The organism is Streptomyces sp. NPDC087428, from assembly GCF_044744085.1.
Taxonomy (GTDB): domain Bacteria; phylum Actinomycetota; class Actinomycetes; order Streptomycetales; family Streptomycetaceae; genus Streptomyces.
Map to the genome: position 1 here is coordinate 21,059 of NZ_JBIUXR010000002.1, position 26,041 is coordinate 47,099.

Consider the following 26,041-nt stretch of genomic DNA (forward strand, 5'->3'; position numbering starts at 1 on the left):
TGGAGCTAAGTGACTGAACAGTAACCACCCGGTCGACCGCACGACCGACCGGGTGGCCACCGCCGAAACCGGTGAGCCCCGGAGCAGGCCGAACGGCCTGCTCCGATCCGCCGACGGCTCTGTCAGGCCGTAGCGGCCTTCTTGCCTCGTGTCGCGCCGCCGCGTCCTCGCAGCGTCACTCCGGACTCGCTGAGCATCCGGTGGACGAATCCGTAGGAGCGGCCGGTTTCCTCGGCCAACGCCCGGATGCTCGCACCGGAGTCGTACTTCTTCTTCAGGTCTGCCGCGAGCTTGTCGCGCGCGGCGCCGGTTACCCGGCTGCCCTTCTTCAGAGTCTCGGCCACCCGTGCCTCCTCGTGGGAAGTGCGCTCTGGACTCTCATGATCACCCCTCCGGAGCTTCCTGGCCACCCATTCGGCAAGGTCCGTGCAACCGGATTCACGCCCCGAGAGTGCGCCGGACTGATCGGAATCTCGAATTCCGCAAGGCTCGGGAGGGTCCGTGGGGAGCACTCCGGAGGGAACGTCCAGGTCAGGGCCGCACAGCTGCCGCGCCCACAAATGAGTGCGCCCGGCAGCTATGTGCCGGGCGCCGCGCCGAGGTACGAGACGTACTCACGCAGATGATGGATCACGTGTAGGCCGAATGATCCAGTGGGAGTGGATCAGTGGGCGGGCGGTCCGGTCAGGCCAGCGAAACCAGGTCCCGGTAGTCCGCACCCCACAGGTCCTCGACGCCGTCCGGCAGCAGGATGATCCGCTCGGGCTGGAGCGCCTCGACCGCGCCCTCGTCGTGCGTGACGAGGACGACGGCGCCCTTGTACGTGCGCAGCGCGCCGAGGATCTCCTCGCGGCTGGCCGGGTCGAGGTTGTTGGTGGGCTCGTCGAGCAGGAGCACGTTGGCGGAGGAGACCACCAGCGTCGCCAGGGCGAGCCGGGTCTTCTCACCGCCGGAGAGCACTCCGGCGGGCTTGTCCACGTCGTCCCCGGAGAAGAGGAACGAGCCGAGCGTCTTGCGGACCGCGACGAGGTCGAGGTCGGGCGCCGCGGAGCGCATGTTCTCCAGGACGGTGCGGTTCGGGTCGAGGGTCTCGTGCTCCTGGGCGTAGTAGCCGAGCTTGAGTCCGTGGCCCTCGATGATGTCGCCCGTGTCGGGCTTCTCCGCGCCGCCGAGGAGCCGGAGCAGCGTGGTCTTGCCTGCGCCGTTGAGGCCGAGGATGACGACCCGGGAGCCCTTGTCGATGGCGAGGTCGACGTCGGTGAAGATCTCCAGCGACCCGTAGGACTTGGAGAGGCCCTCCGCCATCAGCGGGGTCCTGCCGCACGGCGAGGGGTCCGGGAAGCGCAGCTTGGCGACCTTGTCGGAGACCCGTACGGCCTCCAGGCCGGAGAGCAGCCGGTCGGCGCGCTTGGCCATGTTCTGCGCGGCCACGGTCTTGGTGGCCTTGGCGCGCATCTTGTCGGCCTGGGCGTTGAGCGTCGCGGCCTTCTTCTCGGCGTTCTGGCGCTCGCGCTTGCGGCGCTTCTCGTCGGCCTCGCGCTGCTGCTGGTAGAGCTTCCAGCCCATGTTGTAGACGTCGATCTGCGAGCGGTTGGCGTCGAGGTAGAAGACCTTGTTGACGACGGTCTCGACCAGCTCGACATCGTGGGAGATCACGATGAAGCCGCCTCGGTAGCTCCTGAGGTAGTCCCGCAGCCAGACGATGGAGTCGGCGTCGAGGTGGTTGGTGGGCTCGTCGAGGAGCAGGGTGTCGGCGTCCGAGAAGAGGATGCGGGCCAGCTCGACACGGCGGCGCTGACCGCCGGAGAGCGTGTGGAGCGGCTGGGCGAGCACCCGGTCGGGCAGGCTGAGGGCCGCGGCGATGGTGGCGGCCTCGGCCTCCGCGGCGTATCCGCCCTTGGTGAGGAACTCCGTCTCCAGGCGCTCGTACTTCTTCATCGCCTTCTCGCGGGTGGCGCCCTTGCCGTTCGCCATCCGCTCCTCGTTCTCCCGCATCTTGCGGAGGATCTCGTCGAGGCCGCGGGCGGAGAGGATGCGGTCCCGGGCGAGGACGTCGAGGTCGCCGGTGCGCGGGTCCTGCGGGAGGTAGCCGACCTCGCCGGAGCGGGTGATGGTGCCGGCGGCGGGGGTGCCCTCACCCGCGAGGCACTTGGTGAGGGTGGTCTTGCCCGCTCCGTTGCGGCCGACGAGGCCGATGCGGTCGCCCTTGGCGATGCGGAAGGAGGCGGATTCGATGAGCATGCGGGCGCCGGCGCGCAGCTCGATGCCGGAGGCGGTGATCACGGGTAAAACTCCAGGGCGGGATGGACGGCGGAGGTACGGATAGGGCCTGTCGTCTGCATCAGGCCGGATCAGGGGCGGTGCCGGGGCACGCGAGCCCGGCCTGATGCACACGACAGGCCCTGAGGGCTGATCCGCCAGGAATTGCGGGACAGCCCTCAGCGATTCACGACGCGAACGCCGCTACTCACGCACACGCACAAGGAGAGTTGCCATGAGGACCAGTCTACTGGCGGTGTCCAATCACTGTTCCGCCTGCTCCCGCCGCGGTCGCCGGAGGCCCGCCCGGCGCTCCTGACCGGCTCCGCACCGTGAACAACGGGGTGTTTCGGTGTGAACCATCCGGTACTCGGCGCAGGGCCGCGCGCAGCCGCGGGCCGAGCGGAGGGCGGTGCCATGCGGTTCGACGACGACGCCGGTCTGGACACGTCCGAGGTCCGGGACGGACTCGACGCGGCGGCGTCGGTCGGGGACGGCCGGATCCGGGAGAGGTTCGGGGGCCGGGTCACCCCGGAGTCCTGGACGCACGGTTCGGCGGCGCAGCGCCGGCAGTGGTTCACCACCGGGTTCCGCGGCGGTGACATGGCCGGCTGCGGCACCTTCCGCTGGCAGGCGCGGCGGGTCGAGGGCGGTCCGGCAGGTCCGGGGTCTCCCCCGGCCGGCCGGACCGCCCGGTCAGGCTCCGCCGGTGTGCACCTGGAACGCCGCCTTGCGGACGGCTTTGGCGAGCGCGGGGTCGGGGTGTGCGGCGGCCAGCGCCACCAGGACCTGGACGGTGCGCGGATGGCCGACGGCCCGTACCTCGTCGAGCAGGGCAGGGACGCTGCCCTGCACGGCCGAGTCGAGGTGGCGGACCAGCAGTCCGGTCTCGCCGTGGTCGGCCACGGCCGCCGCGGTGTCGACCCAGAGCCAGGTGGCCTCCTCGCGGCTGAGGACCTCCTGGGCGTCCTCGGGGTCGGCGCCGTCGTACTCGGCGAGCCAGAGCAGCGCGTAGGGGCGCAGCGACGGGTCGGCGACGACGGAGCGCACCTCGGGCTCCGCGGGTGCGCCGACGACGCGGAGTGCCTCGAAGGCGAGCCCGCGCAGCAGCGCGTCCTCGCCCCTGGCCACTCCGAGGAGTTCGGCGACGGCGCTGCCGACGGGGCGGGCGGCGAGCCAGGCGCGGTACTCGGCTCGGGCCGGTCCGGGGGTGAGCCGGGCGCAGCCGAGGAGCATGTCGGCGGCGGACTGCTCGATGTTCCCGGCCGGGCTCTGGGCGGCGACGCAGATCTGTTCCAGCTTGACCCAGACCGCCCAGTTGCCGAGCGGGGTGAGGGTGGCGTGCCCGGAGCCGAGGGTGAGCGCCCCGACGGCGGCCAGCCCCTCCAGGGCCCAGTCCAGCAGGAGGGCGACCAGCGCCTCCGGGTGGGCGGCGGGGGCCTCCTCCGCGGGGGCGGGCAGCGGCTGCGGCCCGTACGGCACCTCGCAGCGCTCCTCGTGGAGTTCGGCCACGCGCTGGCCGAGGAGGTCCAGGAGTGCGGGCACGGTGACCGGGCCCGCGGAGAGCTGGAGGAGGGAGAGCACCTGGGGCACGGCCTCGACCGCCTCGGCGACGGCGGTGGACTCGATGTCCTGCGGAGCGGGGTGGACGAGTGACCAGGCGTCGAAGAGCGCCACCCAGCCGCGGAGCACGGCGGAGTCGTCGCGGTCCCAGGCGCGCAGTCGCCAGCCGGGCCGTGCGGTGTCGCCGTGCAGTTCGACGAGACCGGCGAGCCTGGCCCGGTCCCAGCCGGAGCGCACCTGGGCCGGGGACAACTCCAGCTCCGAGGAGGCCCGTTCGAGGGCCGTGGTGGCCAGGGGTGGGGTGCCGGGGCGGGAGCCGCCGGCCGCCCAGCGGGCGATTCGCACGGCGTCGGCGAGGGCCGCCCTGGCCTGGCGGGCCAGTTCCGCCCGGGGCGGGGTGCCCTCGGGCGGGCGGGGCGCCGGCCTGGTGCGCCGGGTGATCACGGCCTTGCGAGCGGTGGCGAGGGGTCGCGGGCGGACAAGTCGCAGCCTGGAGTCGCGCGGGGTACGGGACGTCACGGGGAGCAGTCTTGCCTCTGACAGCCCGAAAGCCCAAACGGAACCCGGATCGCCGGTGTCCCGGGGCGTTCGCACGTCCGGGACCAACCGGCCGAAGCGGCACATCAGCTCACATCAGGGGCGTGAGGAAGCGTCGCAGCGTCTCTTCGTAGTGGGCCGGGCCGGCATTCCACATCGCCGCATGCGGAGCGTGCGGTACGGGGTGCAGGGCGACCAGGTCGGGGCGGCGGGCGGCGAGCGCCCGGGAGGGCTGCCAGGGCGCCAGGGTGTCGTCGGGCCCGTGGAAGATCAGCGTGGGTACGTGCAGGGTCCGGGGCAGCGAGGTGTCCAGGAGCCGGGCGCCGTGCAGTCCGGTCTGTCCCTGGGCGGCGCGGACGGCGAGGGGCAGCAGGGCGGAGGGGACCCCGCGGGCGGCGGCCAGGGCGCGCAGGGTGGTGGCCCAGTCCATGACCGGGGAGTCGAGGACGAGGCCGCAGATCCGGTCCCGGAGCGCGGAGTTGACGGAGGCGTGCAGGGCCATGGAGGCACCGGTGGACCAGCCGTGCAGCACGACCCGCTCGGCGCCGTAGCGCACGGCGAAGCGGATGGCCGCGTCCAGGTCGCGCCATTCGGACTCGCCGAGGTGGCTGAGGCCGTCCGGGGAGCGCGGGGCGCCGGCGTCGCCGCGGTAGGCGAGATCGAGCACCGGAAGCTGCTGTCCGTTCAGGAAGCCGAGCAGGTTCAGGGGGTGTTCCCGGGTGGTGCCGATGCCGTGCGCGGTGATGACCCAGGTGTCGCGGGGGGCGGGCACGAACCAGGCGGGAAGGACGCCGAGTTCGCCGGTGATCTCGACCTCGCGGTGGTCCAGGCCGAGGGCCGTGGTGGGGTCGCCGCTGTGCGTCTCGGGCGTGAGGCGGACCTTGGCCCCGGGGCGCAGGGTGCCGCGGTTGACGCGCTCCAGCCGGCGCACGACGGTGTCGGGGGCCTGGTGGGCCTGCTCGATCACCGGGCCGACGACGGCGTGGACGTCGTGACCGACCAGCCCGTAGGTGCCGGGCCGCAGCGCGGCGAAGGACCGGGTCAGGGTGACCTGTCCCGCCGCCGTCGCGTGCACGGTGAGTCTGCGGTCGGCGGGGAAGGGACGTCCGGACGGCGCCCGGAGGGCGACGTCGCCGGCGTACCGGCCGGCCGCGACCGCTGCCGCACCGGCGCCGAGGAGGGAGGTGACGACTGCTGCCGTCGCTTTGGCCTGGCGCACGGCTTCAGTCTCCTGGGCGCTCCCGGAGTCGGCCACCGGGCGGGGGCCGTTCGATGCCGGCCCGCCGTCCGGAGGGGCGCGGGATGCGTCACGGACGGCTCTGGTCCGGCTGCCCGTACCCCTTGAGCGCCTCCCGGACGTCACTCAGCTGGTCCGGGGTGAGCAGGGCCGGGGAACGGCCGGGGACGGCGCTCGCGGCGAGCCAGAGGCGGCAGAGCCATTCGAGCTGGGCGGTGCGGTCGTACGCCTCGTCGAGGGTGGCCCCGTAGGTGACGGTTCCGTGGTTGCCGAGCAGACAGCCGGTGCGGTCCCGCAGGGCCGTCAGCATGTTCGCGGCCAGCTCGTCGGTCCCGTACCGGGCGTAGGCGGCGACCCGGACGGGGCCGCCCAGCAGCGCGGCCGCGTAATGGATCGGCGGGACCTCCGCGACCAGCGTGGAGACGGCCGTGGCGTGCACCGCGTGGGTGTGCACGACGGCGGCGGCGGCCGTGTTCCGGTAGACCGCGAGATGGAGTGGGAGTTCGCTGGTCGGGGCCAGCTCGCCGAGGACCTGGTTGCCCTCCAGATCGACGCCGACCGCGTCCTGGGGGCGGAGCCGGTCGTAGGGCACGCCGCTCGGGGTGACCAGGACGGTGCCGCCGACCCGGGCCGACACATTGCCCGAGGTCCCGACGACCAGGCCGTCGGCCGCCGTCCTGCGGGCGGTGGCGACGACCGCGTGCCAGGTCTGTTCGATGTCCTCGGCCTGTTCGACCGGGCCTCGCCGCTGATCGCTCATACGAAGATCCTTTCCACTGATGAGCGGTCCATGTTTCCGCCCGCTCCGGAAGATCGTCCGGAGCCGGATTCGGGGCCCACACCGCCCCGCGACCGTTCAGCTCTGTCGGAGCACGGCCAAGTGGAGCGGCGGGCCTCCGATTGGAGTCACCACAACGCCCTGTTCAGTTCATCTTCCGTTCACCCAGGTTGCCTACGGTCCACGTGCCACTGACGTCGAACGATTGCCTGGGTAAATGGAACACATCACGCTGCTGCTCGCGATTGTGATCGTGACAGCTCTAGTGTTCGATTTCACGAACGGTTTCCACGACACCGCCAACGCGATGGCCACGACCATCTCGACCGGCGCACTCAAACCCAAGACAGCGGTGGCGATGTCCGCCGTTCTCAACCTCGTCGGCGCGTTCCTGTCGGTGGAGGTCGCCAAGACGATCTCCGGCGGGATCATCAATGAGAACGGCCTCAGAACCGAGGTCATCTTCGCGGCGCTCGTCGGCGCCATCCTGTGGAATCTGCTGACCTGGCTGGTCGGACTCCCGTCCAGCTCCTCCCACGCCCTCTTCGGCGGTCTGATCGGCGCCGCGGTGATGTCCGCGGGCTGGTCGTCGGTCGACGGCGGCACGGTCGTCACCAAGGTGCTGCTCCCCGCGGTCGCCGCCCCGGTCGTCGCCGGTCTGGCCGCGCTGCTGGCCACCAAGCTGACGTACCGGATCGGCGGGAAGATCCGTGACGGCGCCCAGGAGAAGGCGACCGCCAAGGGCTACCGCGCCGGGCAGATCGCCTCCGCCGGGCTGGTCTCCCTCGCCCACGGCACCAACGACGCGCAGAAGACCATGGGCATCATCACGCTCGCCCTGGTCACCGGCGGGGTGCTCTCCCCCGGTTCCAACCCGCCGGTCTGGGTGATCGTCAGCGCCGGCCTGGCCATCGCGCTCGGCACCTACCTGGGCGGCTGGCGCATCATCCGCACCATGGGCAGCGGCCTCACCGAGCTCAGGCCGCCGCAGGGCTTCGCCGCCCAGACCAGCGCGGCGACGGTCATCCTGGCCTCCTCGCACCTCGGCTTCTCCCTCTCCACCACCCAGTCCTGCTCCGGCGCCGTGATGGGCGCGGGCCTCGGCCGCCGGGGCGGTGTGGTCCGCTGGTCCACCGCCACCCGGATGTTCGTCGCCTGGGGCCTGACCCTGCCGGCCGCCGGTCTGGTCGGCGCGGGGGCGGAGTTCCTCACCAAGCAGGGCACCTGGGGCGTCGTGCTCGTCGCCGTGCTGCTGGTCGCGGGCTCCGGAGCGATCTGGGTCCTGTCGCGCCGCAAGCCGGTCGGCCAGGACGACGTCGCACCCGGCGGCCAGGACGGCACTCCCGGGGACGCCGAACCCGCGGGCGTCGTCACCACCGCCATCGCGGCCGTCAGCCCGCCGCCCACCGCGGCCCAGGCGCAGCAGGACCTCAAGACCACCATCCCGGCCCCGGCCGGACCCGTAGCCGACCCGGCGCGACCCGCCACGGTGTAAGGACACATCCCCATGAACATCGACTGGGCAGCCCTCGGCACCGTCTTCGGTGTCTCTCTCGTCGCCACCGTCGCCCTGGTGGGCCTCTTCACCCTGGGCATCGTCGGCCTCTCCAAGCAGCCGGAACCGGCCGCGCGGGGCGGGCAGGCCGGCGGGTCGCTGATGCTGGCCCGCGCGGGCGCGTACGTCTGCTTCGGGCTGTGCGCGGCGGCCGTGGCCTACGGGATCTACATGATCGTCGCCTGACGGCCCAAGGACCCCCCGGGGCCCTTCCCGCTCCCGCTCATCGGGCCGGACGCACCTCGTGCGCGTCCGGCCCGATGTGGGTCTCAGCACACTGCACCGTCGCAGGTCAACGGCAGGTTGACTGACGTTCGCGGAGCGTGGTGGACTGCCGGAGCCATTACGGCGACAGCAGAGGAAGCCGGTGCGAATCCGGCGCGGTCCCGCCACTGTCACCGGGGAGCAGTCCCCCACCACCGGAAGTCACGGTCCACGCCACGTGGACCGGAAGACCGGGGGAACTGCGGATCCGGGAGCCAGGAGACTCTCGTCGCCGTCACGTCGAACCAGGGCGCGGACCCTGAGTGAGGACATATCGCCATGCCCGGCCGCCGTGCGTCCGTATCTGCGCCGCCCCTTCCACCCATTGCCCGCACGAAGGTCCTTCGAGGCGTGACGGCCGGCTGAACCGTGCGTGCCGATCGCATCTTCGCGTACGGCGCCACGGCCGGTCTGATCGGCGATCTGCTGCTCGGTGATCCCCGCCGGGGACACCCGGTCGCCGCCTTCGGGCGGGCCGCGGCAGGCGTCGAACGCCGTCTGTGGCGCGACCACCGCGGGTGGGGCGCACTGCACACCCTGGTCTGCGCCGGAGGCGCCGCGGGGGGTGCCGCGTTGGCCGCCCGCGCGCTGCGCCGCAGTCCCGCCGCGTCCGTGGCCCTGACCGCCGCCACCACCTGGTCCGTCGTCGGCGGTACGTCGCTGGGGCGCGAGGCCCGGTCCATCGGCGGCGCCCTGGCCGCCGGGGACCTCGGCCTGGCCCGTGAGCGGCTGCCCCACCTGTGCGGCCGCGACCCGCAGTCCCTGGACGGACCGCAGATCGCCCGCGCCGTGGTGGAGTCCGTCGCCGAGAACACCTCGGACGCCGTGGTCGGCGCCCTGGTCTGGGGCGCGCTGGGCGGGGTCCCCGGACTCGTCGGCTTCCGGGCCGCCAACACCCTCGACGCCATGGTCGGCCACAAGTCGCCCCGCCATCTGCGCTACGGCTGGGCCTCGGCCCGCCTCGACGACCTCGCGGGCTGGCCGGGCGCCCGGCTGACGGCGCTGCTCGCCGTGGCCGCCGGCGGACGGCCCCGGGGGGCGCTGCGGGCCTGGCGGGCGGATGCGGCCAAGCACCCGAGCCCCAACGCGGGCCCCGTGGAGGCCTCCTTCGCGGGCGCCCTCGGCGTCCGCCTGGGCGGCACCCTCGCCTACGGCGGCCGGGTCGAGCACCGCCCCGTACTCAACGGGGAGACGGGCCGGGCCGTGGAGACCGAGGACATCGAACGCGCCGTACGGCTGTCGCGCCGGATCGGTGCGCTGGCCCTCGGCATGAGCGTGGCGGCCCGCCTGGGCGTCGGCGCGGCCGCACGCCGGATCACCTCGCCGCACGGCCCGGGGCCGCACGCCCCGGGTACGCGCGCCTCAGGACGGAGACCGACATGAGCGGCGGGCTGCTGGTCGCCGGGACCACCTCGGACGCGGGCAAGAGCGTCGTCACGGCGGGCATCTGCCGCTGGCTGGTGCGCCGGGGCGTGAAGGTCGCGCCGTTCAAGGCGCAGAACATGTCCCTGAACTCCTTCGTCACCCGCGAGGGCGCCGAGATCGGCCGCGCCCAGGCCATGCAGGCCCAGGCGGCCCGGGTGGAGCCGACCGCGCTGATGAACCCGGTGCTGCTCAAACCCGGCAGCGACCGCTCCAGCCAGGTCGTCCTGATGGGGCGCGCAGTCGGCGAGATGAGCGCCCGCGGCTACCACGGCGGCAGGCAGGAAGCGCTGCTGTCCACCGTCGTGGACTGCCTGGAGCAGCTTCGGGGCACGTATGACGCGGTGATCTGCGAGGGGGCGGGCAGTCCGGCCGAGATCAATCTGCGGCGCACGGACATCGTGAACATGGGCATCGCACGGGCGGCCCGCTTCCCGGTGGTGGTCGTCGGGGACATCGACCGCGGCGGGGTCTTCGCGTCGTTCTTCGGTACGACGGCGCTGCTCGCCGCCGAGGACCAGGCGCTGATCGCCGGCTATCTGGTCAACAAGTTCCGCGGTGACGTGTCGCTGCTCGAACCCGGTCTGGACATGCTGCGCGGTCTGACCGGACGGCCGACGTACGGGGTGCTGCCGTTCGCCCACGGCCTCGGCATCGACGAGGAGGACGGGCTGCGGGTCTCGCTGCGCGGCACCGTGCGGGAGTCGGCCGTCGCCCCGCCGCACGGCGAGGACGTCCTGCGCGTCGCGGTGTGCGCGGTGCCCCTGATGTCGAACTTCACCGATGTCGACGCGCTGGCCGCCGAACCGGGTGTCGTCGTGCGGTTCGTGGACCGCGCGGAGGAACTGTCCGACGCCGACCTCGTCATCGTGCCCGGCACCCGCGGCACCGTGAAGGCGCTGGCCTGGCTGCGCGAGCGCGGGCTCGCAGACGCGCTGCTGCGGCGCGCCGCGGAGGGCCGCCCGGTCCTCGGCATCTGCGGTGGCTACCAGATCCTCGGCGAGCACATCGAGGACGAGGTGGAGTCGCGCGCCGGGCGGGTCGACGCGCTCGGGCTGCTGCCCGTACGCGTCCGGTTCGCCCGCGAGAAGACCCTCGCCCGGCCGGCCGGCGAGGCGCTCGGCGCCCCCGTCGAGGGGTACGAGATCCACCACGGCGTCGCGGACGTGCGGGGCGGCGAGCCCTTCCTCACCGACGGACAGGGGCAGCGCCTCGACGGCTGCCGGTCCGGCGCCGTGTGGGGCACCCACTGGCACGGCTCCCTGGAGAGCGACGCGTTCCGCCGCCGCTTCCTGACCGAGATCGCGCGGGCCGCCGGCCGCCGCTTCGTGCCCGCCCCCGGCACCTGTTTCGCCGAGCTGCGCGAGGAGCAGCTCGACCGCCTCGGTGACCTCATCGAGGAGCACGCGGACACCGACGCGCTGTGGCGGCTCATCGAGTCGGGCGCACCGGCGGGACTCCCCTTCATCGCCCCCGGAGCACCCGCGGTCCCCGCAGCGCGCACAGTCCCCGGAGCGCCCGAACCGCTGGAAACCGCCGCCACCAAGGAGGCCTTGTGAGTACGCCGTACCCCTTCACCGCCATCGTCGGACAGGACGATCTCCGCCTCGGCCTGCTGCTCAACGCCGTCTCACCGGCCGTCGGCGGGGTGCTGGTGCGTGGCGAGAAGGGCACCGCCAAGTCCACCGCGGTGCGCGCGCTGGCCGCGCTCATGCCGGAGGTGTCCGTCGTCCCCGGGTGCCGGTTCTCCTGCGACCCCGTGGCGCCCGATCCGGCGTGTCCCGACGGCCCCCACGCGTCCGCGTCCGGCGTGTCGCGGGCGGCGCGGACGGTCGAGCTGCCCGTCGGCGCCTCGGAGGACCGGCTCGTCGGGGCGCTCGACATCGAACGGGCGCTCGCCGAGGGCGTGAAGGCCTTCGAGCCGGGGCTCCTCGCCGATGCCCACCGCGGAATCCTGTACGTGGACGAGGTCAACCTCCTCCACGACCATCTGGTGGACCTGCTGCTGGACGCGGCCGCCATGGGTGCCTCGTACGTGGAGCGCGAGGGCGTCTCCGTACGCCATGCCGCGCGCTTCCTGCTCGTCGGGACGATGAACCCCGAAGAGGGCGAGCTGCGGCCGCAGTTGCTCGACCGGTTCGGGCTGACCGTCGAGGTCGCCGCGTCCCGTGAGACCGATCTGCGGGTCGAGGTGGTGCGCCGGCGCCTCGCGTACGACGACGATCCGGCGGCCTTCGCCGCCCGGTGGGCGGACGAGGAGGGCGCGTTGCGGGCCCGGATCGCCGACGCGCGGGCGCTGCTGCCCGAAGTACGCCTCGGTGACGGGGCGTTGCGGCAGATCGCGGCCACCTGTGCGGCCTTCGAGGTGGACGGGATGCGGGCCGACATCGTGATGGCCAGGACCGCCACGGCGCTGGCCGCGTGGGCGGGGCGTACCGATGTGCTGGCCGAGGACGTCCGGCAGGCCGCCCTGCTCGCGCTCCCCCACAGGCGCCGGCGCAATCCGTTCGACGCGCCGGGGCTCGACGAGGACAAGCTGGACGACACGCTGGAGCAGAACAGCGGCGAGGACGACGATCCGGACCCGGACGGCCCCGGTGGCGGCGGCCCGCCGCCGCAGGGCGACGGCCCCGACACGCCGCCGCGGCCCGAGGGCGGCGCCGACGACACGCCCACGCCGTCCGTGCCCGAGCAGGGCGGGGAGCAAGGCGGGGAGCGGGAACCGGGGCAGCCCCGGCCGGGCGGGGGCGGCGAGCAGCAGCCCGTGCGGGCCGGTGAGCCGTTCCGGACGAGGATGCTGAGCGTGCCGGGCCTGGGCGAAGGCGCGGCGGGGCGGCGCTCCCGGGCGCGTACCGAGCACGGGCGTACCACCGGTGCGCGGCGTCCGAAGGGCGCGCTCACCAAGCTGCACCTGGCCGCCACCGTGCAGGCCGCCGCCCCGCACCAGCGGGCGCGGGGCCGGTCCGGACCCGGTCTGGTGGTGCGGCGGGACGATCTGCGGCAGGCGACGCGGGAGGGGCGCGAGGGGAACCTCGTGCTGTTCGTCGTGGACGCGTCGGGGTCGATGGCGGCCCGGCAGCGGATGGCCGCCGTGAAGGGTGCGGTCCTCTCCCTGCTGATGGATGCCTATCAGCGGCGGGACAAGGTCGGCCTGGTCACCTTCCGGGGCAAGGAGGCGGCCGTGGTGCTGCCGCCCACCTCGTCGGTGGACGCGGCGGCCGCGCGGCTGGAGACGCTGCCGACCGGTGGGCGTACCCCGCTGGCCGCCGGGCTGCTGAAGGCCCATGACGTACTGCGGGTGGAGCGGCTGCGCGATCCGTCGCGGCGGCCGCTGCTGGTCGTGGTGACCGACGGGCGGGCGACCGGGGGCCCGGAGCCGGTGGCACTGGCCGGGCGGGCCGCCCGGCTGCACGAGGCCGAGGGCACGGCGTCCGTGGTCGTGGACTGCGAGTCGGGTCCGGTGCGGCTCGGTCTCGCGGTGAGTCTCGCGGGCGAGCTGGGCGGCACCGCCGTCACGCTCGACGAGCTGCGGGCGGACTCGATCGCCGGGCTGGTCAAGGATGTTCGGGACAACAGCAGGAGGGCTGCTTGATGCCGCAGGGACAGCCGGTCAGTGTGCCGGACGACGGACTCACCACCCGGCAGCGCCGCAACCGGCCGCTGCTGATGGTGCACACCGGTATCGGCAAGGGCAAGTCGACGGCGGCCTTCGGGCTGGCGCTGCGCGCCTGGAACCAGGGGTGGCCGGTCGGGGTCTTCCAGTTCGTGAAGTCGGCGAAGTGGAAGGTCGGCGAGGAGAACGCGCTGAAGGTCCTCGGCGCGAGCGGCGAGGGCGGGCCCGTCGTCTGGCACAAGATGGGCGAGGGCTGGTCCTGGGTCCAGCGCGACCAGCAGCTGGACAACGAGGCCGCGGCCCGCGAGGGCTGGGAGCAGGTCAAGCGTGATCTCGCCGCCGAGACGCACCGGCTGTACGTGCTCGACGAGTTCGCCTACCCGATGCACTGGGGATGGGTCGACACCGACGAGGTCGTCGAGGTGCTGCGCGACCGGCCCGGTTCGCAGCATGTGGTGATCACCGGGCGCAACGCGCCCGCCGCGCTGCTGGACGCGGCGGATCTGGTGACCGACATGTCGAAGGTCAAGCACCCGATGGACGCCGGACAGAAGGGCCAGAGGGGCATCGAGTGGTGACGGTTCCCCGCCTGGTCGTCGCCGCGCCGTCGTCCGGCAGCGGCAAGACCACCGTCGCGACGGGTCTGCTGGCCGCCTTCGCCGGGCGGGGGCTCGCCGTGTCCGGGCACAAGGTCGGGCCCGACTACATCGACCCGGGCTACCACACCCTCGCCACGGGGCGGCCGGGGCGCAACCTCGACGCGTACATGTGCGGGCCGGAGCTGATCGCCCCGCTGTTCGCGCACGGTGCGCGGGGCTGCGACCTGGCGGTCGTCGAGGGGGTGATGGGGCTGTACGACGGGGCCTCCGGGCTCGGTGAGCTCGCGTCCACCGCACACGTCGCGAAGCTGCTGCGGGCGCCGGTGGTACTGGTCGTGGACGCGTCGTCGCAGTCGCGGTCGGTGGCGGCGCTGGTCCACGGTTTCGCCTCGTGGGACCCGCGGGTGCGGATCGGCGGGGTGATCCTGAACAAGGTCGGCTCCGACCGGCACGAGGAACTGCTCCGCGAGGCCCTGGACGAGTCCGGGGTGCCGGTCATGGGGGTGCTGCGGCGGGCCGAGCAGGTGGCGGTGCCCTCGCGGCACCTGGGGCTGGTGCCGGTGGCCGAGCGGCGGGGCGACGCGGTGGCGGCCGTCGCGGCGATGCGGGAGCAGGTGCTGGCGGGATGCGATCTGGACGCGCTGCTGGCGCTGGCCCGGTCCGCGCCGTCCGTGCCGAGCGAGGTGTGGGACGCGGCGGGGGCCGTGGCAGCCGGCGGCGGGCCCGTGCCGGGAGCGGGAGGGGTACGGGTCGCTGTCGCGTCCGGGGCCGCCTTCACCTTCTCCTACGCCGAGCACAGTGAGCTGCTCACCGCCGCCGGGGCCGAGGTGGTGCCGTTCGACCCGTTGCGGGACGAGGCGTTGCCCGAGGGGACCCGGGGGCTGGTCATCGGGGGCGGGTTCCCCGAGGTGTACGGGCCCGGCCTGTCCGCCAACGAGCCGTTGCGCGGGGCCGTCGCGGAGCTGGCGGCGTCCGGGGCACCGGTGGCCGCCGAGTGTGCGGGGCTGCTGTATCTGGCGCGGTCGCTGGACGGGCTGCCCATGTGCGGGGTGCTGAACGCCGAGGGGCGGATGTCCCAGCGGCTGACGCTCGGTTACCGGGACGCCGTGGCGCTCCGCGACAACGTGCTCGCGGCGGCCGGTACGCGGATGCGCGGGCACGAGTTCCACCGCACCGTGCTGGAGCCGGGCGCCGGGGACGAGCCGGCCTGGGGCATGCACCGGCCGGAGCGGCGTGTGGAGGGGTTCGTGCAGGGGGGCGTGCACGCGAGCTATCTGCATACGCACTGGGCCTCCGCGCCCGGTACGGCCCGCCGGTTCGTCGAGCGGTGCGCGGAATGAACGCCGGGCACCGCACGGGGCGGGAAGCGGTGGGCCGGTCAGTCCGCGATGCCCACGACCAGCCAGATGAAGCCCACTCCGGCGACCGTGCAGAGCAGTGTGGAGCGGGCCGGGTGGTCGTGGTGCGCCTCGGGCAGGATCTCGGCGGCGGCGAGGTAGAGCAGCGCTCCGCCGAAGAAGCCGAGATAGCAGCCGAGGAGTTCCGCCGGAAGGGTGAACAGAAGCGTCGTCGCCGCGCCGACGACGGGCGCCGCCGCGTCCGCGTAGAGCATCGTGAGGGCCTTGCGGCGGGCGTTCCCGTACAGGCTGGTGATCGTGTACGTGTTGAAGCCGTCCGCGAAGTCGTGGGTGATGACGGCGAGGGCGACGGCCGCGCCCATGCCGCCGCCGACCTGGAAGGCGGCGCCGAGCGCCACGCCGTCCATCAGGCTGTGGCCGACCATCGCCGCCGCCGCCGTCAGCCCGACCTGGGGCACCCGTTCCTCGCCCGCGCCGTGTGCGGCCTGGCGTACCGCGAGCAGCCGCTCCACCAGGTGGGCGACCAGGAAGCCGCCGACGAACAGCAGCAGGGCCGCCGGTACGCCGAGGACGAGGCCGCCGGCGGCCTCGATCGCCTCCGGCAGCAGGTCCAGGCCGACCACGCCGAGCATCAGTCCGCCGGCGAAGCCGAGCACGAGGTGGCGGCGGTCGGTGACGCGCTGGGCGACCCAGCCGCCGGCCAGGGTCATCAGGAACGCGCCGAGCGCGACGAACACCGCCATGGGCTCTTGCTAGCCGATTGACCCCGGTGCCCGCATCTCAGATCGCCCCTGCCAGGCCCCGCTCCCTCACCCGTCCAGAAAGGCTCGCTCCATGACCGGAACAGTCACCGCGGCCGTGCCGGCGGCGACGGACGCGGTGGGGGGCCCGGTGGAGGGCGCCTCGCTCGCCGTCGGGGTCGGCGCGTCCAGGGGCGCGCCCCTGGACGAGGTGCTCGGGCTGATCAGGGACACCCTGGCCGGGGCGGGGCTCTCGCCGTCGGACGTCGCGGAGCTGGTGAGCGTCGACGCCAGGGCCGAGGAGCCGGGGATCGTGGCCGCCGCCGCACGGCTCGGTGTGCCGCTGCGCACGTATACGGCCGAGGAACTGGCCCGCGTCGAGGTGCCGCATCCGTCCGGCGCGCCGCTCGCCGCCGTCGGCACGCCCTCGGTGGCGGAGGCCGCGGCGCTCGCCGCCGGCGGCGAACTCCTGGTGCCGAAACGGAAGTCGCGGCCCAAAGGGCGCGCGGCGATGGTCACCTGCGCGGTGGCCCGCCTGCCGCGCACGGTGCACGGCAGGGCCTGGACCGTTGCGTGAAGCCGGGTGCGGGGCGCATAGTCGTTCTGCCGTACTTCCTCTGTACCGGCGGCGCCACCGGGAGGCCGTCAGGAGCGATCCGCGGATGAACGGCGACTCCTGCGTGTACCGATTCCACTGCCGGGCCTCTAGGACAAGGTGGGACCGCCGCACCAGCCGCGCTTCCACCCTGACGCCGACGGCCATCACCACCACCCCCCACCATGGCGGTCATGCACACTCCCACTGAGAGCCCCGACGCAACCGGCGCGGGCGCCCACGATCTGCGGCATCACGGTGACGCGGAGGTACGGGGACGGGGCCGGGATCTGACCGATCTCGCCGTCAACGTACGGGCCGGCACCCCACCGGCCTGGCTGAAGGAGCGGATAGCCGCGTCGCTGGGCGCGCTCTCCGCCTACCCGGACGGACGTCCGGCGCTCGCGGCGGTCGCCGCGCGCCACGGGCTGCCGCCCGAGCGGGTCCTGCTGACGGCGGGTGCGGCGGAGGCGTTCGTGCTGATCGCACGCGCGCTGCCGGCCCGGCGGCCGGTCGTGGTCCATCCGCAGTTCACCGAGCCCGAGGCCGCCCTGCGCGCGGCCGGGCACGAGGTGGGACGAGTGCTGTTGCGGGCCGAGGACGGCTTCCGGCTGGATCCGGCCGCCGTTCCGGCCGACGCGGATCTGGTGGTGGTCGGCAATCCGACCAACCCGACGTCCGTGCTGCACCCCGCGGCCGTGCTGGAGCGACTGGCGCGCCCCGGGCGGACCCTGGTGGTCGACGAGGCGTTCATGGACGCGGTGCCCGGTGAGCGGGAGGCGCTGTGCGGCCGCACCGACGTCCCCGGGCTCGTCGTCCTGCGCAGCCTCACCAAGACCTGGGGGCTCGCCGGGCTGCGGATCGGTTACGTCACGGCCGCGCCGGAGACCGTGCGCAGGCTGGCGGAGGCGCAGCCGCTGTGGCCGGTGTCGTCACCGGCACTGACGGCCGCGGAGGCGTGCATGGAGCCGAGGGCACTGGCCGAGGCGGCGGCCGCGGCGGACCGCATCGCGGTGGACCGGTGCCATCTGGTCGCGGGGCTCCGCGAGTTCACCGAGATCCAGGTGGTGGAGCCGGCCGAGGGGTCGTTCGTCCTGGTCCGGCTGGAGCGGGCCGCCGAGATACGGGAGCGGCTGCGGATGCTGGGCTTCGCGGCCCGGCGCGGCGATACGTTCCCGGGGCTCGGCACCGACTGGCTTCGGCTGGCCGTGCGCGACCGGACGACGACCAACCGCTTCCTCCAGGTGCTCGACCAGGCGCTCCAGGCGCTGACCGCCGTCAGCCGGTGACGGCCCCGCCCGGTCCGGTGTCGCGTCGGGGGCGGGGAGCGGTGCTCCACTCATGGAACACCGCTCCCCGCCCCCTGTTCTCCCTACGACCCCCCGGCCGCCCCCTCGGGCCCTGACGCGCTCCCCCGCGCGTCAGCCCCGCGCACGCCGCCGGGTCACGACCATCGCGCCGGCGCCGACAGCCAGCAGCAACGCCGCACCGCCCGCGATGTACGGGGTGCTGGAGCTGGAGCCCGTCTCGGCGAGATCGGCGCCGGAGGCCGCGGGTGCGTTGCCGGTGCCGGTCTGCGTCTTCACATCGCCGCCGGAGTCACCGGCCGTGGAGCCCCCGTTGCCGGAGCTGCCGGAACCGCTGGTGCCGCTGGTGCCGCTGGTGCCGCCGCCGTCGGTCGAACCGCCGTCGCCGGAGCCGCCGTCCGACGAACCGCCGTCGGTCGAACCGCCGTCCGACGAGCCGCCGGTGGAACCAGCCGGCGCGGGCGCCTTCGGCGTCTCGCAGGTGGCCTCGGCGAGCGTGACCTCGCCCCGCACGTCGGCGACGTTCAGCTTGAGCGGGTTCACCGAGACCTTCAGCTGAAGTGCCGAGGCCGCCGCGGTGCGCGAGGTGGTGTGCGTCTTCGACAGGTCGAGCGTCACCTCGCCGACGCCCGGCACCTTGACCTGGGTGGTGCCTGAGGCAGTGAGGGTGACGCGCTGGCCGAGGACCTTCACGTACCCCAGCACGTTCGATTCGGCGACCGGCTTGTGGCCCACCTCGCAGACCGCCCTGGACGTGATCTGCTCGACCTCGATCAGCGAGAGCAGCGGCAGACCGGGCAGGTGGAGCCGGGCCTTCGCGATGTTGGTGTGGCCCTCGGCACGACGCTTGTCGACGGTCGCGTTCGCCGTGGCGACATCGGCACGCAGCACGTGGACCGGCTGTCCTTCGTCCACACCGTCGAGCCGCACGCTGAGCGCGGTCTGCTTCGCGGTGGCCGGGGCGTGCACCTCGTTGAGCGTGGCCGTGAGCGGCACTTCGATCGACTTGTTCAGGAGCGAGACGTCGAGTGCGGTACGGAGCACTACCGCGCTCGCCTTCCCGTCGCCGGCGGTCGTGGCGGTGGTCGCGGTGGCGGCCTGCGCGGGGACGGCGACCAGCAGTGCGACGGGAGCGGCGGCGACCGCCAGGGCAGCGAGGCGGAAGGTGTTGCTGTTCAAGATGGTGGAACCCCCACAAGAGACTTTGGAGCCACCGGCGCCGTCCAATGGGGGACATCGCGGGCACCGGTGGCCTCGACTCCGTGAATCTTTACGCACAGAGGGTGAACTGGCGGACACCTGAGGTGAGTTCACCCCAAAGGGGGGTTTCCGTGTATGTATTCGAATATCTCGGCACGTGCGTTCCTCGGGTTCACCCGTTTCACCCGTTTCCCTGAGCGTGGGCGGCTCGAAGGCGACCGCCCCGGCGCACACGCGGAGATGCTCAACGAACGGGCCCACCCCCGGTAACTGCCGGTCAACACGGTGCACCCCGGGCCGGTCATGGCCCGGGGCCCGTCCGTCAGCCGATCACGCGCCCGTTCAGTACGACCCTGCGGGGCGCGGCCAGCACGCGCACGTCCGCCCGCGGGTCCTCGTCGTACACCACCAGGTCGGCCGGTGCGCCCTCCTCCAGTCCCGGCCTGCCGAGCCACGCGCGGGCGCCCCAGGTCGCGGCGGACAGCGCGGTCAGGGCCGGGATGCCCGCCTTCACCAGTTCGGCGACCTCGTCGGCCACCAGCCCGTGGGCGAGCACACCGCCCGCGTCGGTGCCGACGAAGACGGGGACACCGGCGTCATGGGCGGCGCCCACCGTGTCGTAGCGGCGCTCGTGCAGCCGGCGCATATGGGCCGACCACCGCGGGTACTTGGCGTCGCCGCCCTGTGCCAGCGCCGGGAAGGTGGCGATGTTGACCAGCGTCGGGACGATCGCGACCCCGCGCTCCGCGAAGAGCGGGATCGTCTCCTCGGTCAGCCCGGTCGCGTGCTCGACGCAGTCGATCCCGGCCTCGACGAGGTCGCGCAGCGAGTCCTCCGCGAAGCAGTGCGCGGTGACCCGGGCGCCCAGCCGGTGCGCCTCCGCGATGGCCGCCCCGACCGCCTCGCGCGGCCAGCACGCCGTCAGGTCGCCCACCTCCCGGTCGATCCAGTCGCCGACCAGCTTCACCCAGCCGTCGCCGCGGCGCGCCTCCTGCGCCACGTACGCCACCAGCTCGTCCGGCTCGATCTCGTACGCGTAGTTCCTGGTGTACCGCCGGGTCCTGGCGATGTGGCGGCCGGCCCTGATGATCTTCGGCAGGTCCTCGCGGTCGTCGATCCACCGGGTGTCGGCGGGCGAACCCGCGTCCCGCAGGAGCAGCGCGCCGGCCTCCCGGTCGTCGACGGCCTGCTTCTCCGTGGTCGCCGTGTCGACGGCCCCGTGGTGGTCGAGCCCGACGTGGCAGTGGGCGTCGACCAGCCCCGGCAGCGCCCATCCGCTGAGGACCGTCGCCCCGTCCGCACCGGCGGGCCGCTCGTACGTGACGCGTCCGCCGACCGCCCAGAGCTCGTCCCTGACCTCGTCGGGGCCGACGAGCACCCGCCCCTTCACATGCAGCACCCGCGGCGCCTCGTGATCACTCATGCACAGCACTGTACGAGGGACCCGCAAGGCCGTTCGCGAGGTGCTGGGTACCCTCGGTGCGGGCCCGGTCCGCAGGCCGGCCGCACACCGATCCGATCCCGAAGAGAGCACCACCGTGACGCACCCCTTCCTCGACCTCACCCCGCTCACCCCCGCGCATTTCGCGGCCGTCGAGCGGCGGGTGGCCGGTCTCCTCGCCACCGAGCAGGATGTCGTCATCATGCAGGGCGAGGCCCTGCTCCCCCTCGAAGGCTGCATCCGGGGCGGCGCCCGGCCCGGTTCGACCGCGCTGAACGTGGTGACGGGTCCGTACGGGCAGACCTTCGGCAACTGGCTGCGTGACTGCGGTGCCGAGGTCGTCGACCTGGCGGTGCCCTTCCACACGGCCGTCACCGCCGACCAGGTCGCACAGGCGCTGGCCGCGCACCCGGAGATCGACTTCGTCTCGCTGGTCCACGCGGAGGCGGCCACCGGCAACACCAACCCGGTCGCGGAGATCGGCGAGGTCGTGCGCGCGCACGGGGCGCTGTTCATGCTGGACGCCGTCGCCTCCGTGGGCGCGGAGCCGCTGCTGCCCGACGCGTGGGGCGTCGACCTGTGCGTGATCGGCGCGCAGAAGGCGATGGGCGGTCCGGCCGGGGTGTCCGCGGTGTCGGTGAGCGCCCGCGCCTGGGAGCGGCTCGCCGCCAACCCGCAGGCCCCGCGCCGCTCCTACCTCTCCCTGCTGGACTGGAAGGAGCGCTGGATCGACGGCGGCCGCAAGGCGCTGCCGCACGCGCCGGCCCAGCTGGAGATGCTGGCGCTGGAGGCCTGTGTGGAGCGGATCGAGGCGGAGGGCCCGGACGCCCTCATGGCCCGTCACTCCGCGGCGGCCGCGGCCACCCGGGCCGGGGCGCTCGCGCTGGGCGGCGGTCTGGCCCCGTATGTGCGCGAGGCGAAGGACGCGGCGCCGGTGGCGACCACGCTGCGCACCCCGGAGGGGGTGGACGCCGCGGGCCTGGTGGCACGGGCGCTCGCCGCGGACCCGTCGCTGCCGCTGATCGCGGGCGGCGGGGCGCTGTCCGGGGAGATGATCCGGGTCAATCACTACGGGGTGGACGCGACGCGGGGCGCGGTGCTCTCCTCGCTCGCGGCCCTGGGGGCGGCGATGGCCGATGCGGGATGTCAGGTCAATTTCGAAGCTGCCCGCAAGGCGGTTTCGGAAACCTGGCTCAGCGAATAAATCCGAAGACAATCCAATAATGCGGGGAGCCGCCTCATGGAGAGCAGCTCCCCGCATTCTTCTTCCCGCTTCTTCGAAGGCTAAACACCCCAGTTTTCACAGGTCCTCCTCACTCAATTCAGTGATGTCTCACGAGAGTTACCACCTTGTGACCGACTCCACACCGAGGGCGTTTTGCCGGATAAATGCGGGGCAAATCGGGAGGAAGGGTGAGCGATTCGCGCTGGGGCGCGCACCCGCGTGATAGCACAACAAGGCTCTTCACCCAACCCCTTTCCTCGATGCAATTTCGAAACTTGCTGGGTAAATTCAATTCCCATGACCGCCGCACCAGCAGATTTTGCACGTGCCCGAAGCGAATTCATCACCATCGACACCCCACGAGTGGAGGACGGAGCCGCGATCTGGCGCATAGCCCGCGACTCCAAGGTCCTGGACCTCAACTCCTCGTACAGTTACCTGCTGTGGTGCCGTGACTTCGCGGCGACCTCCGTGGTCGCCCGCGACGAGACCGGCAGCCCGGTCGCCTTCGTGACGGGGTACATCAGGCCAGACCGCCCCGAGACGCTCGTCGTCTGGCAGGTGGCCGTCGACCACGGCCACCGCGGCACCGGCCTGGCGGCGAAGCTGCTGGACGAGCTGACCGCACGGGTCGCCGCGAACCAGGGCCTCGCCTCGGTCGAGACGACCATCACGCCGGACAACACCGCATCGGACCGCCTGTTCACCTCCTACGCCCAGCGCCACGACGTGGCACTGGAACAAGAGGTGCTCTTCGACGGCGGCCTGTTCCCGGAGGGCACTCATCTGCCGGAAGTGCTCTACCGCATAGGCCCGTTCCACGCCTGAGCGCGCACTTCCGCCGACGGGCGCCGTACCCGTCGCGATCCCTTCACCGCCGCCCGTCACACCCCCCTCACGCAGGAGACCCGCTGTGACCATCACCCCGCCCGCCCTCAGTGTCTTCGAGACCCTGGAGTCCGAGGTACGTAGCTACTGCCGCGGCTGGCCCGCCGTGTTCGACCGCGCGCAGGGCGCCCGGCTGACGGACGAGGACGGCCACTCCTACCTCGACTTCTTCGCCGGAGCCGGCTCGCTCAACTACGGCCACAACAACCCGGTGCTGAAACGCGCGCTGATCGACTACATCGAGCGCGACGGGATCACGCACGGCCTCGACATGGCGACCACCGCCAAGCGGGCCTTCCTGGAGACCTTCCAGAACGTCATCCTGCGGCCGCGCGACCTGCCGTACAAGGTGATGTTCCCCGGCCCGACGGGCACCAACGCCGTCGAGTCGGCGCTGAAGCTGGCCCGCAAGGTGAAGGGCCGCGAGTCCGTGGTCTCGTTCACCAACGCCTTCCACGGCATGTCGCTCGGCTCGCTGGCCGTCACCGGCAACGCCTTCAAGCGGGCCGGCGCCGGTATCCCCCTGGTGCACGGCACGCCGATGCCGTTCGACAACTACTTCGACGGCACCGTCCCGGACTTCCTCTGGTTCGAGCGGCTGCTGGACGACCAGGGCTCCGGGCTCAACAAGCCCGCCGCCGTGATCGTGGAGACGGTCCAGGGCGAGGGCGGCATCAACGTCGCCCGCGCCGAGTGGCTCCGCGCGCTCCAGGAGCTGTGCCAACGCCAGGACATGCTGCTGATCGTCGACGACATCCAGATGGGCTGCGGCCGGACCGGCGGCTTCTTCTCCTTCGAGGAGGCCGGCATCACGCCGGACATCGTGACCCTGTCGAAGTCCATCAGCGGCTACGGGATGCCCATGTCGCTCTGCCTGTTCAAGCCCGAGCTGGACATCTGGGAGCCCGGCGAGCACAACGGCACCTTCCGCGGCAACAACCCGGCGTTCGTCACCGCGGCCGCCGCGCTCGACGCCTACTGGGCGGACGGCCAGATGGAGAAGCAGACGCTGGCCCGCGGCGAGCAGGTCGAGCAGGCGCTCCTGGCGATCTGCGGCGAGCACGACAGCGCGCAGTTCCGCGGCCGCGGACTCGTCTGGGGCATGGAGTTCAACGACCCGAAGCGCGCGTCGGCCATCTGCGCCCGCGCGTTCGAGCTGGGGCTGCTGCTGGAGACCTCCGGTCCGCAGAGCGAGGTCGTCAAGCTGCTGCCGCCGCTGACCATCACCCCCGAGGAGCTGGACGAGGGCCTGCGCACGCTGGCCCGCTGCGTCCGCGAGACCGCCTGACCCGGGGCCGCCCCGGGCGGGCCCGATGAGATACACCGCTGCAGAGAGAAAGGCACCGAACCACCGTGATTGTCCGATCGTTCAGTGACGTCGAGAACACCGACCGGCATGTGAAGTCCGCCTCCGGCACCTGGGAGAGCAAGCGCATCGTGCTCGCCAAGGAGAAGGTGGGCTTCTCGCTCCACGAGACCGTGCTGTACGCGGGCACGGAGACGTCGATGTGGTACGCCAACCACATCGAGGCCGTGCTCTGCACGGAGGGCGAGGCAGAACTCACCAACGACGACACCGGTGAAAAGCACTGGATCGCCCCCGGAACGATGTACCTGTTGAACGGGCACGAGCACCACACGCTGCGCCCCAAGACGGACTTCCGTTGCGTGTGCGTCTTCAACCCTCCCGTCACCGGACGGGAGGACCACGACGAGAACGGTGTCTACCCGCTGCTGACCGAGGAGGGCTGAACCATCATGACCGCTGATGCACGTGCCGACCTGTACCCATCGCGCGGCGCCGCCGAGATGACCACTCCCCGCCAGGACCCGGTCATCTGGTCCGCGCCCGGCGCACCGGGTCCGGTCGCCGCGAAGGACCTCCAGGGGTTCGAGCGCGACGGTTTCCTCACCGTCGACCAGCTGATCGCGCCGGACGAGGTGGCCGGCTACCACGCCGAACTGGAGCGGCTGATCGCCGATCCGGCGGTCCGCGCCGACGAGCGCTCGATCATCGAGCCGAAGTCGCAGAGCGTACGGTCGGTCTTCGAGGTCCACCGGCTCAGCGAGGTGTTCGCCCGGCTGGTCAGCGACGAGCGCGTGGTGGGCCGGGCCCGCCAGCTCCTGGGTTCGGACGTGTACGTCCACCAGTCCCGGATCAACGTCAAGCCGGGCTTCGGTGCCTCCGGGTTCTACTGGCACTCGGACTTCGAGACCTGGCACGCCGAGGACGGTCTGCCGAACATGCGGGCGGTGTCCGTCTCGATCGCGCTGACCGAGAACTACGACACCAACGGCGGGCTGATGATCATGCCCGGCTCGCACAAGTCGTTCCTCGGGTGTGCGGGCGAGACGCCGAAGGACAACTACAAGAAGTCGCTCCAGATGCAGGACGCGGGCACCCCGTCCGACGAGGCGCTGACGAAGATGGCCGACCGGCACGGCATCAAGCTCTTCACGGGCCGGGCGGGTTCGGCGACCTGGTTCGACTGCAACTGCATGCACGGCTCGGGGGACAACATCACCCCGTACCCGCGCAGCAATGTCTTCATCGTGTTCAACAGCGTGGAGAACAAGGCCGAGGAGCCCTTCGCGGCTCCGATCCGCCGCCCGGAGTTCATCGGGGCGCGGGACTTCACGCCGGTGAGGTAGGCCCGGTCCGCGGTGCGCAGGGGGTGGGACGGTGATGCCGTCCCACCCCTTTTGCCGTGTCCCGTGGCGGTGCCGCGCCGGGACACCGGCGTGCGGACGTCGGCCGAGCGGGCCGCTGGGTCTCACGCTCGCGGCGCCTCGGCCCGGGTGCGTGCCGGGCGCCGCTCAGGCCTCGGCGGATGTGCCCGTCGCCGCCGTGATCAGGGCGGTCGCCGCCGCGCGGGAGGCCGCGGCCACCGCGGGGTCGTGGTCCATCAGGGCGGAGATGCCCGCGCCGTCGTAGAGGAGCTGGAGCTGGTGGCCCAGGGCGCCGGGGTCGGCGGCGCCGGCTTCGGCGGCGAGGCGGGTGAAGAGCTCGCGCATCCAGCCGCGGAAGGTGTCCGCCGCCTCCTGGACCATCCCGCCGGGGTTGGCCTCCGCGCCGGCGCGGATGAAGGCGCAGCCGCGGAAGTCGGGCCGGTCGAACTGCCGCGCCTGGGACTCGAAGACCGCCAGCATCCGCTCGCGGGGCGTGTCGCGCTCCGCGACGGCCCGGGTGATCCGGTCGACGGTGCCCGCGTGCCGGGTGTCGAGGTACGCCCGGACGAGCTGCTCCTTGCCGCCGAAGGTGTTGTACAGCGACGCCTTGGCCACGCCCGCGTGCTCGATGACCCGGTCGATCCCGACGCTCTGCACGCCCTCGGCGTAGAACAGCTCGTTCGCGGAGGCGAGCAGGCGCTCACGCGCCGACGGCTTCGCGGTGCTCCGGACACTCGCCATGACGGTCACTCCTTCAGACAGATCTGTCTACATTATGCCCCGGCCGGCG

Annotated in this window: 22 protein-coding genes, 2 pseudogenes and 1 riboswitch; of the genes and pseudogenes, 15 read left to right on the forward strand and 9 right to left on the reverse strand. The window is 72.8% G+C overall.

Features of this window, described 5'->3' with window-relative positions:
• Positions 1-122: 122 nt before the first annotated feature.
• Both ACIO3R_RS03795 and ACIO3R_RS03800 read right to left on the reverse strand, forming a co-directional pair.
• Positions 123-344, reverse strand: coding sequence for a helix-turn-helix domain-containing protein (locus ACIO3R_RS03795; RefSeq protein WP_018518904.1), 222 nt, complete (start codon positions 342-344; stop codon positions 123-125).
• Positions 345-684: 340 nt separating this feature from the next.
• Positions 685-2,283: an ABC-F family ATP-binding cassette domain-containing protein gene (locus ACIO3R_RS03800; protein WP_402103021.1), complete on the reverse strand. Its 1,599-nt coding sequence runs from the start codon at positions 2,281-2,283 to the stop codon at positions 685-687.
• 417 nt (positions 2,284-2,700) lie between these two features.
• Here ACIO3R_RS03800 and ACIO3R_RS03805 point away from each other — a divergent pair.
• Positions 2,701-2,883, forward strand: a pseudogene (locus ACIO3R_RS03805) (neutral zinc metallopeptidase); the annotation flags it as partial.
• Positions 2,884-2,955: 72 nt separating this feature from the next.
• Here the strand turns inward: ACIO3R_RS03805 and ACIO3R_RS03810 are convergent.
• From ACIO3R_RS03810 to ACIO3R_RS03820, 3 genes are all read right to left on the reverse strand, one after another.
• Positions 2,956-4,266: a hypothetical protein gene (locus ACIO3R_RS03810; protein WP_385036896.1), complete on the reverse strand. Its 1,311-nt coding sequence runs from the start codon at positions 4,264-4,266 to the stop codon at positions 2,956-2,958.
• A 184-nt stretch (positions 4,267-4,450) separates the two neighbouring features.
• Positions 4,451-5,578 (reverse strand): alpha/beta hydrolase, encoded by a 1,128-nt coding sequence (locus ACIO3R_RS03815; RefSeq protein ID WP_385036887.1) that lies wholly within the window; start codon positions 5,576-5,578, stop codon positions 4,451-4,453.
• A gap of 88 nt (positions 5,579-5,666) precedes the next feature.
• Positions 5,667-6,356, reverse strand: a complete 690-nt coding sequence (locus ACIO3R_RS03820) for a class II aldolase/adducin family protein (protein WP_402103024.1) — start codon at positions 6,354-6,356, stop codon at positions 5,667-5,669.
• Positions 6,357-6,591: 235 nt separating this feature from the next.
• On the opposite strand from ACIO3R_RS03820, the gene ACIO3R_RS03825 reads away from it, so the two are divergent.
• From ACIO3R_RS03825 to ACIO3R_RS03855, 7 genes are all read left to right on the forward strand, one after another.
• A complete protein-coding gene (locus ACIO3R_RS03825) occupies positions 6,592-7,869 on the forward strand; it encodes an anion permease (protein WP_385036884.1) in 1,278 nt (425 codons plus the stop codon).
• A 12-nt stretch (positions 7,870-7,881) separates the two neighbouring features.
• Entirely contained in the window at positions 7,882-8,115 is a 234-nt protein-coding gene (locus ACIO3R_RS03830) for a hypothetical protein (RefSeq protein ID WP_385036882.1), read from the forward strand.
• Positions 8,116-8,285: 170 nt separating this feature from the next.
• Positions 8,286-8,419: riboswitch (cobalamin riboswitch) on the forward strand.
• 143 nt (positions 8,420-8,562) lie between these two features.
• Complete coding sequence (locus tag ACIO3R_RS03835) at positions 8,563-9,576, forward strand: cobalamin biosynthesis protein (protein WP_402103028.1); 1,014 nt, start codon at positions 8,563-8,565, stop codon at positions 9,574-9,576.
• Positions 9,573-11,174: a cobyric acid synthase gene (locus tag ACIO3R_RS03840; protein WP_402103031.1), complete on the forward strand. Its 1,602-nt coding sequence runs from the start codon at positions 9,573-9,575 to the stop codon at positions 11,172-11,174. The genes ACIO3R_RS03835 and ACIO3R_RS03840 overlap by 4 nt, the downstream gene beginning before the upstream one ends.
• Positions 11,171-13,207 (forward strand): putative cobaltochelatase, encoded by a 2,037-nt coding sequence (locus ACIO3R_RS03845; protein WP_385036876.1) that lies wholly within the window; start codon positions 11,171-11,173, stop codon positions 13,205-13,207. Before ACIO3R_RS03840 ends, ACIO3R_RS03845 begins: the two co-directional genes overlap by 4 nt.
• Entirely contained in the window at positions 13,207-13,806 is a 600-nt protein-coding gene (cobO, locus tag ACIO3R_RS03850; RefSeq protein ID WP_362961689.1) for a cob(I)yrinic acid a,c-diamide adenosyltransferase, read from the forward strand. Before ACIO3R_RS03845 ends, cobO begins: the two co-directional genes overlap by 1 nt.
• Positions 13,800-15,167 carry a cobyrinate a,c-diamide synthase gene (locus ACIO3R_RS03855; RefSeq protein ID WP_385036874.1) on the forward strand — a complete coding sequence of 456 codons (1,368 nt, stop codon included), beginning with the start codon at positions 13,800-13,802 and terminating at the stop codon, positions 15,165-15,167. The genes cobO and ACIO3R_RS03855 overlap by 7 nt, the downstream gene beginning before the upstream one ends.
• Before the next feature lie 38 nt (positions 15,168-15,205).
• Here ACIO3R_RS03855 and ACIO3R_RS03860 read toward each other — a convergent pair whose 3' ends face one another.
• On the reverse strand, positions 15,206-15,928 hold the full coding sequence (locus ACIO3R_RS03860) for a ZIP family metal transporter (RefSeq protein WP_385036872.1): 723 nt from the start codon (positions 15,926-15,928) through the stop codon (positions 15,206-15,208).
• A 160-nt stretch (positions 15,929-16,088) separates the two neighbouring features.
• Here ACIO3R_RS03860 and ACIO3R_RS03865 point away from each other — a divergent pair.
• Together ACIO3R_RS03865 and cobC are read left to right on the forward strand one after the other, a co-directional pair.
• Positions 16,089-16,466: pseudogene (locus ACIO3R_RS03865) on the forward strand (cobalamin biosynthesis protein); the annotation flags it as partial.
• Positions 16,467-16,714: 248 nt separating this feature from the next.
• The gene (cobC, locus tag ACIO3R_RS03870; protein WP_402103039.1) at positions 16,715-17,809 is read left to right on the forward strand and encodes an Rv2231c family pyridoxal phosphate-dependent protein CobC; all 1,095 of its coding nucleotides are present in this window, start codon (positions 16,715-16,717) and stop codon (positions 17,807-17,809) included.
• A gap of 132 nt (positions 17,810-17,941) precedes the next feature.
• Here the strand turns inward: cobC and ACIO3R_RS03875 are convergent, their stop codons facing one another.
• Together ACIO3R_RS03875 and ACIO3R_RS03880 are read right to left on the reverse strand one after the other, a co-directional pair.
• Entirely contained in the window at positions 17,942-19,006 is a 1,065-nt protein-coding gene (locus ACIO3R_RS03875) for an SCO1860 family LAETG-anchored protein (RefSeq protein WP_402103042.1), read from the reverse strand.
• 343 nt (positions 19,007-19,349) lie between these two features.
• The gene (locus ACIO3R_RS03880; RefSeq protein WP_402103045.1) at positions 19,350-20,450 is read right to left on the reverse strand and encodes an amidohydrolase family protein; all 1,101 of its coding nucleotides are present in this window, start codon (positions 20,448-20,450) and stop codon (positions 19,350-19,352) included.
• Between the two features lie 115 nt (positions 20,451-20,565).
• Between ACIO3R_RS03880 and ACIO3R_RS03885 the strand changes: the two genes are divergently transcribed.
• From ACIO3R_RS03885 to thpD, 5 genes are all read left to right on the forward strand, one after another.
• Complete coding sequence (locus tag ACIO3R_RS03885; protein ID WP_385035296.1) at positions 20,566-21,672, forward strand: pyridoxal-phosphate-dependent aminotransferase family protein; 1,107 nt, start codon at positions 20,566-20,568, stop codon at positions 21,670-21,672.
• A gap of 384 nt (positions 21,673-22,056) precedes the next feature.
• Positions 22,057-22,521 carry a diaminobutyrate acetyltransferase gene (gene ectA, locus ACIO3R_RS03890; RefSeq protein WP_385035351.1) on the forward strand — a complete coding sequence of 155 codons (465 nt, stop codon included), beginning with the start codon at positions 22,057-22,059 and terminating at the stop codon, positions 22,519-22,521.
• An 85-nt stretch (positions 22,522-22,606) separates the two neighbouring features.
• Positions 22,607-23,869 carry a diaminobutyrate--2-oxoglutarate transaminase gene (gene ectB, locus ACIO3R_RS03895; protein ID WP_385035298.1) on the forward strand — a complete coding sequence of 421 codons (1,263 nt, stop codon included), beginning with the start codon at positions 22,607-22,609 and terminating at the stop codon, positions 23,867-23,869.
• A gap of 65 nt (positions 23,870-23,934) precedes the next feature.
• The gene (locus tag ACIO3R_RS03900) at positions 23,935-24,333 is read left to right on the forward strand and encodes an ectoine synthase (RefSeq protein WP_362961705.1); all 399 of its coding nucleotides are present in this window, start codon (positions 23,935-23,937) and stop codon (positions 24,331-24,333) included.
• A 6-nt stretch (positions 24,334-24,339) separates the two neighbouring features.
• A complete protein-coding gene (gene thpD, locus ACIO3R_RS03905) occupies positions 24,340-25,233 on the forward strand; it encodes an ectoine hydroxylase (protein WP_385035300.1) in 894 nt (297 codons plus the stop codon).
• Between the two features lie 165 nt (positions 25,234-25,398).
• Here the strand turns inward: thpD and ACIO3R_RS03910 are convergent, their stop codons facing one another.
• Complete coding sequence (locus tag ACIO3R_RS03910; protein ID WP_402103050.1) at positions 25,399-25,992, reverse strand: TetR/AcrR family transcriptional regulator; 594 nt, start codon at positions 25,990-25,992, stop codon at positions 25,399-25,401.
• Positions 25,993-26,041: the final 49 nt, after the last annotated feature.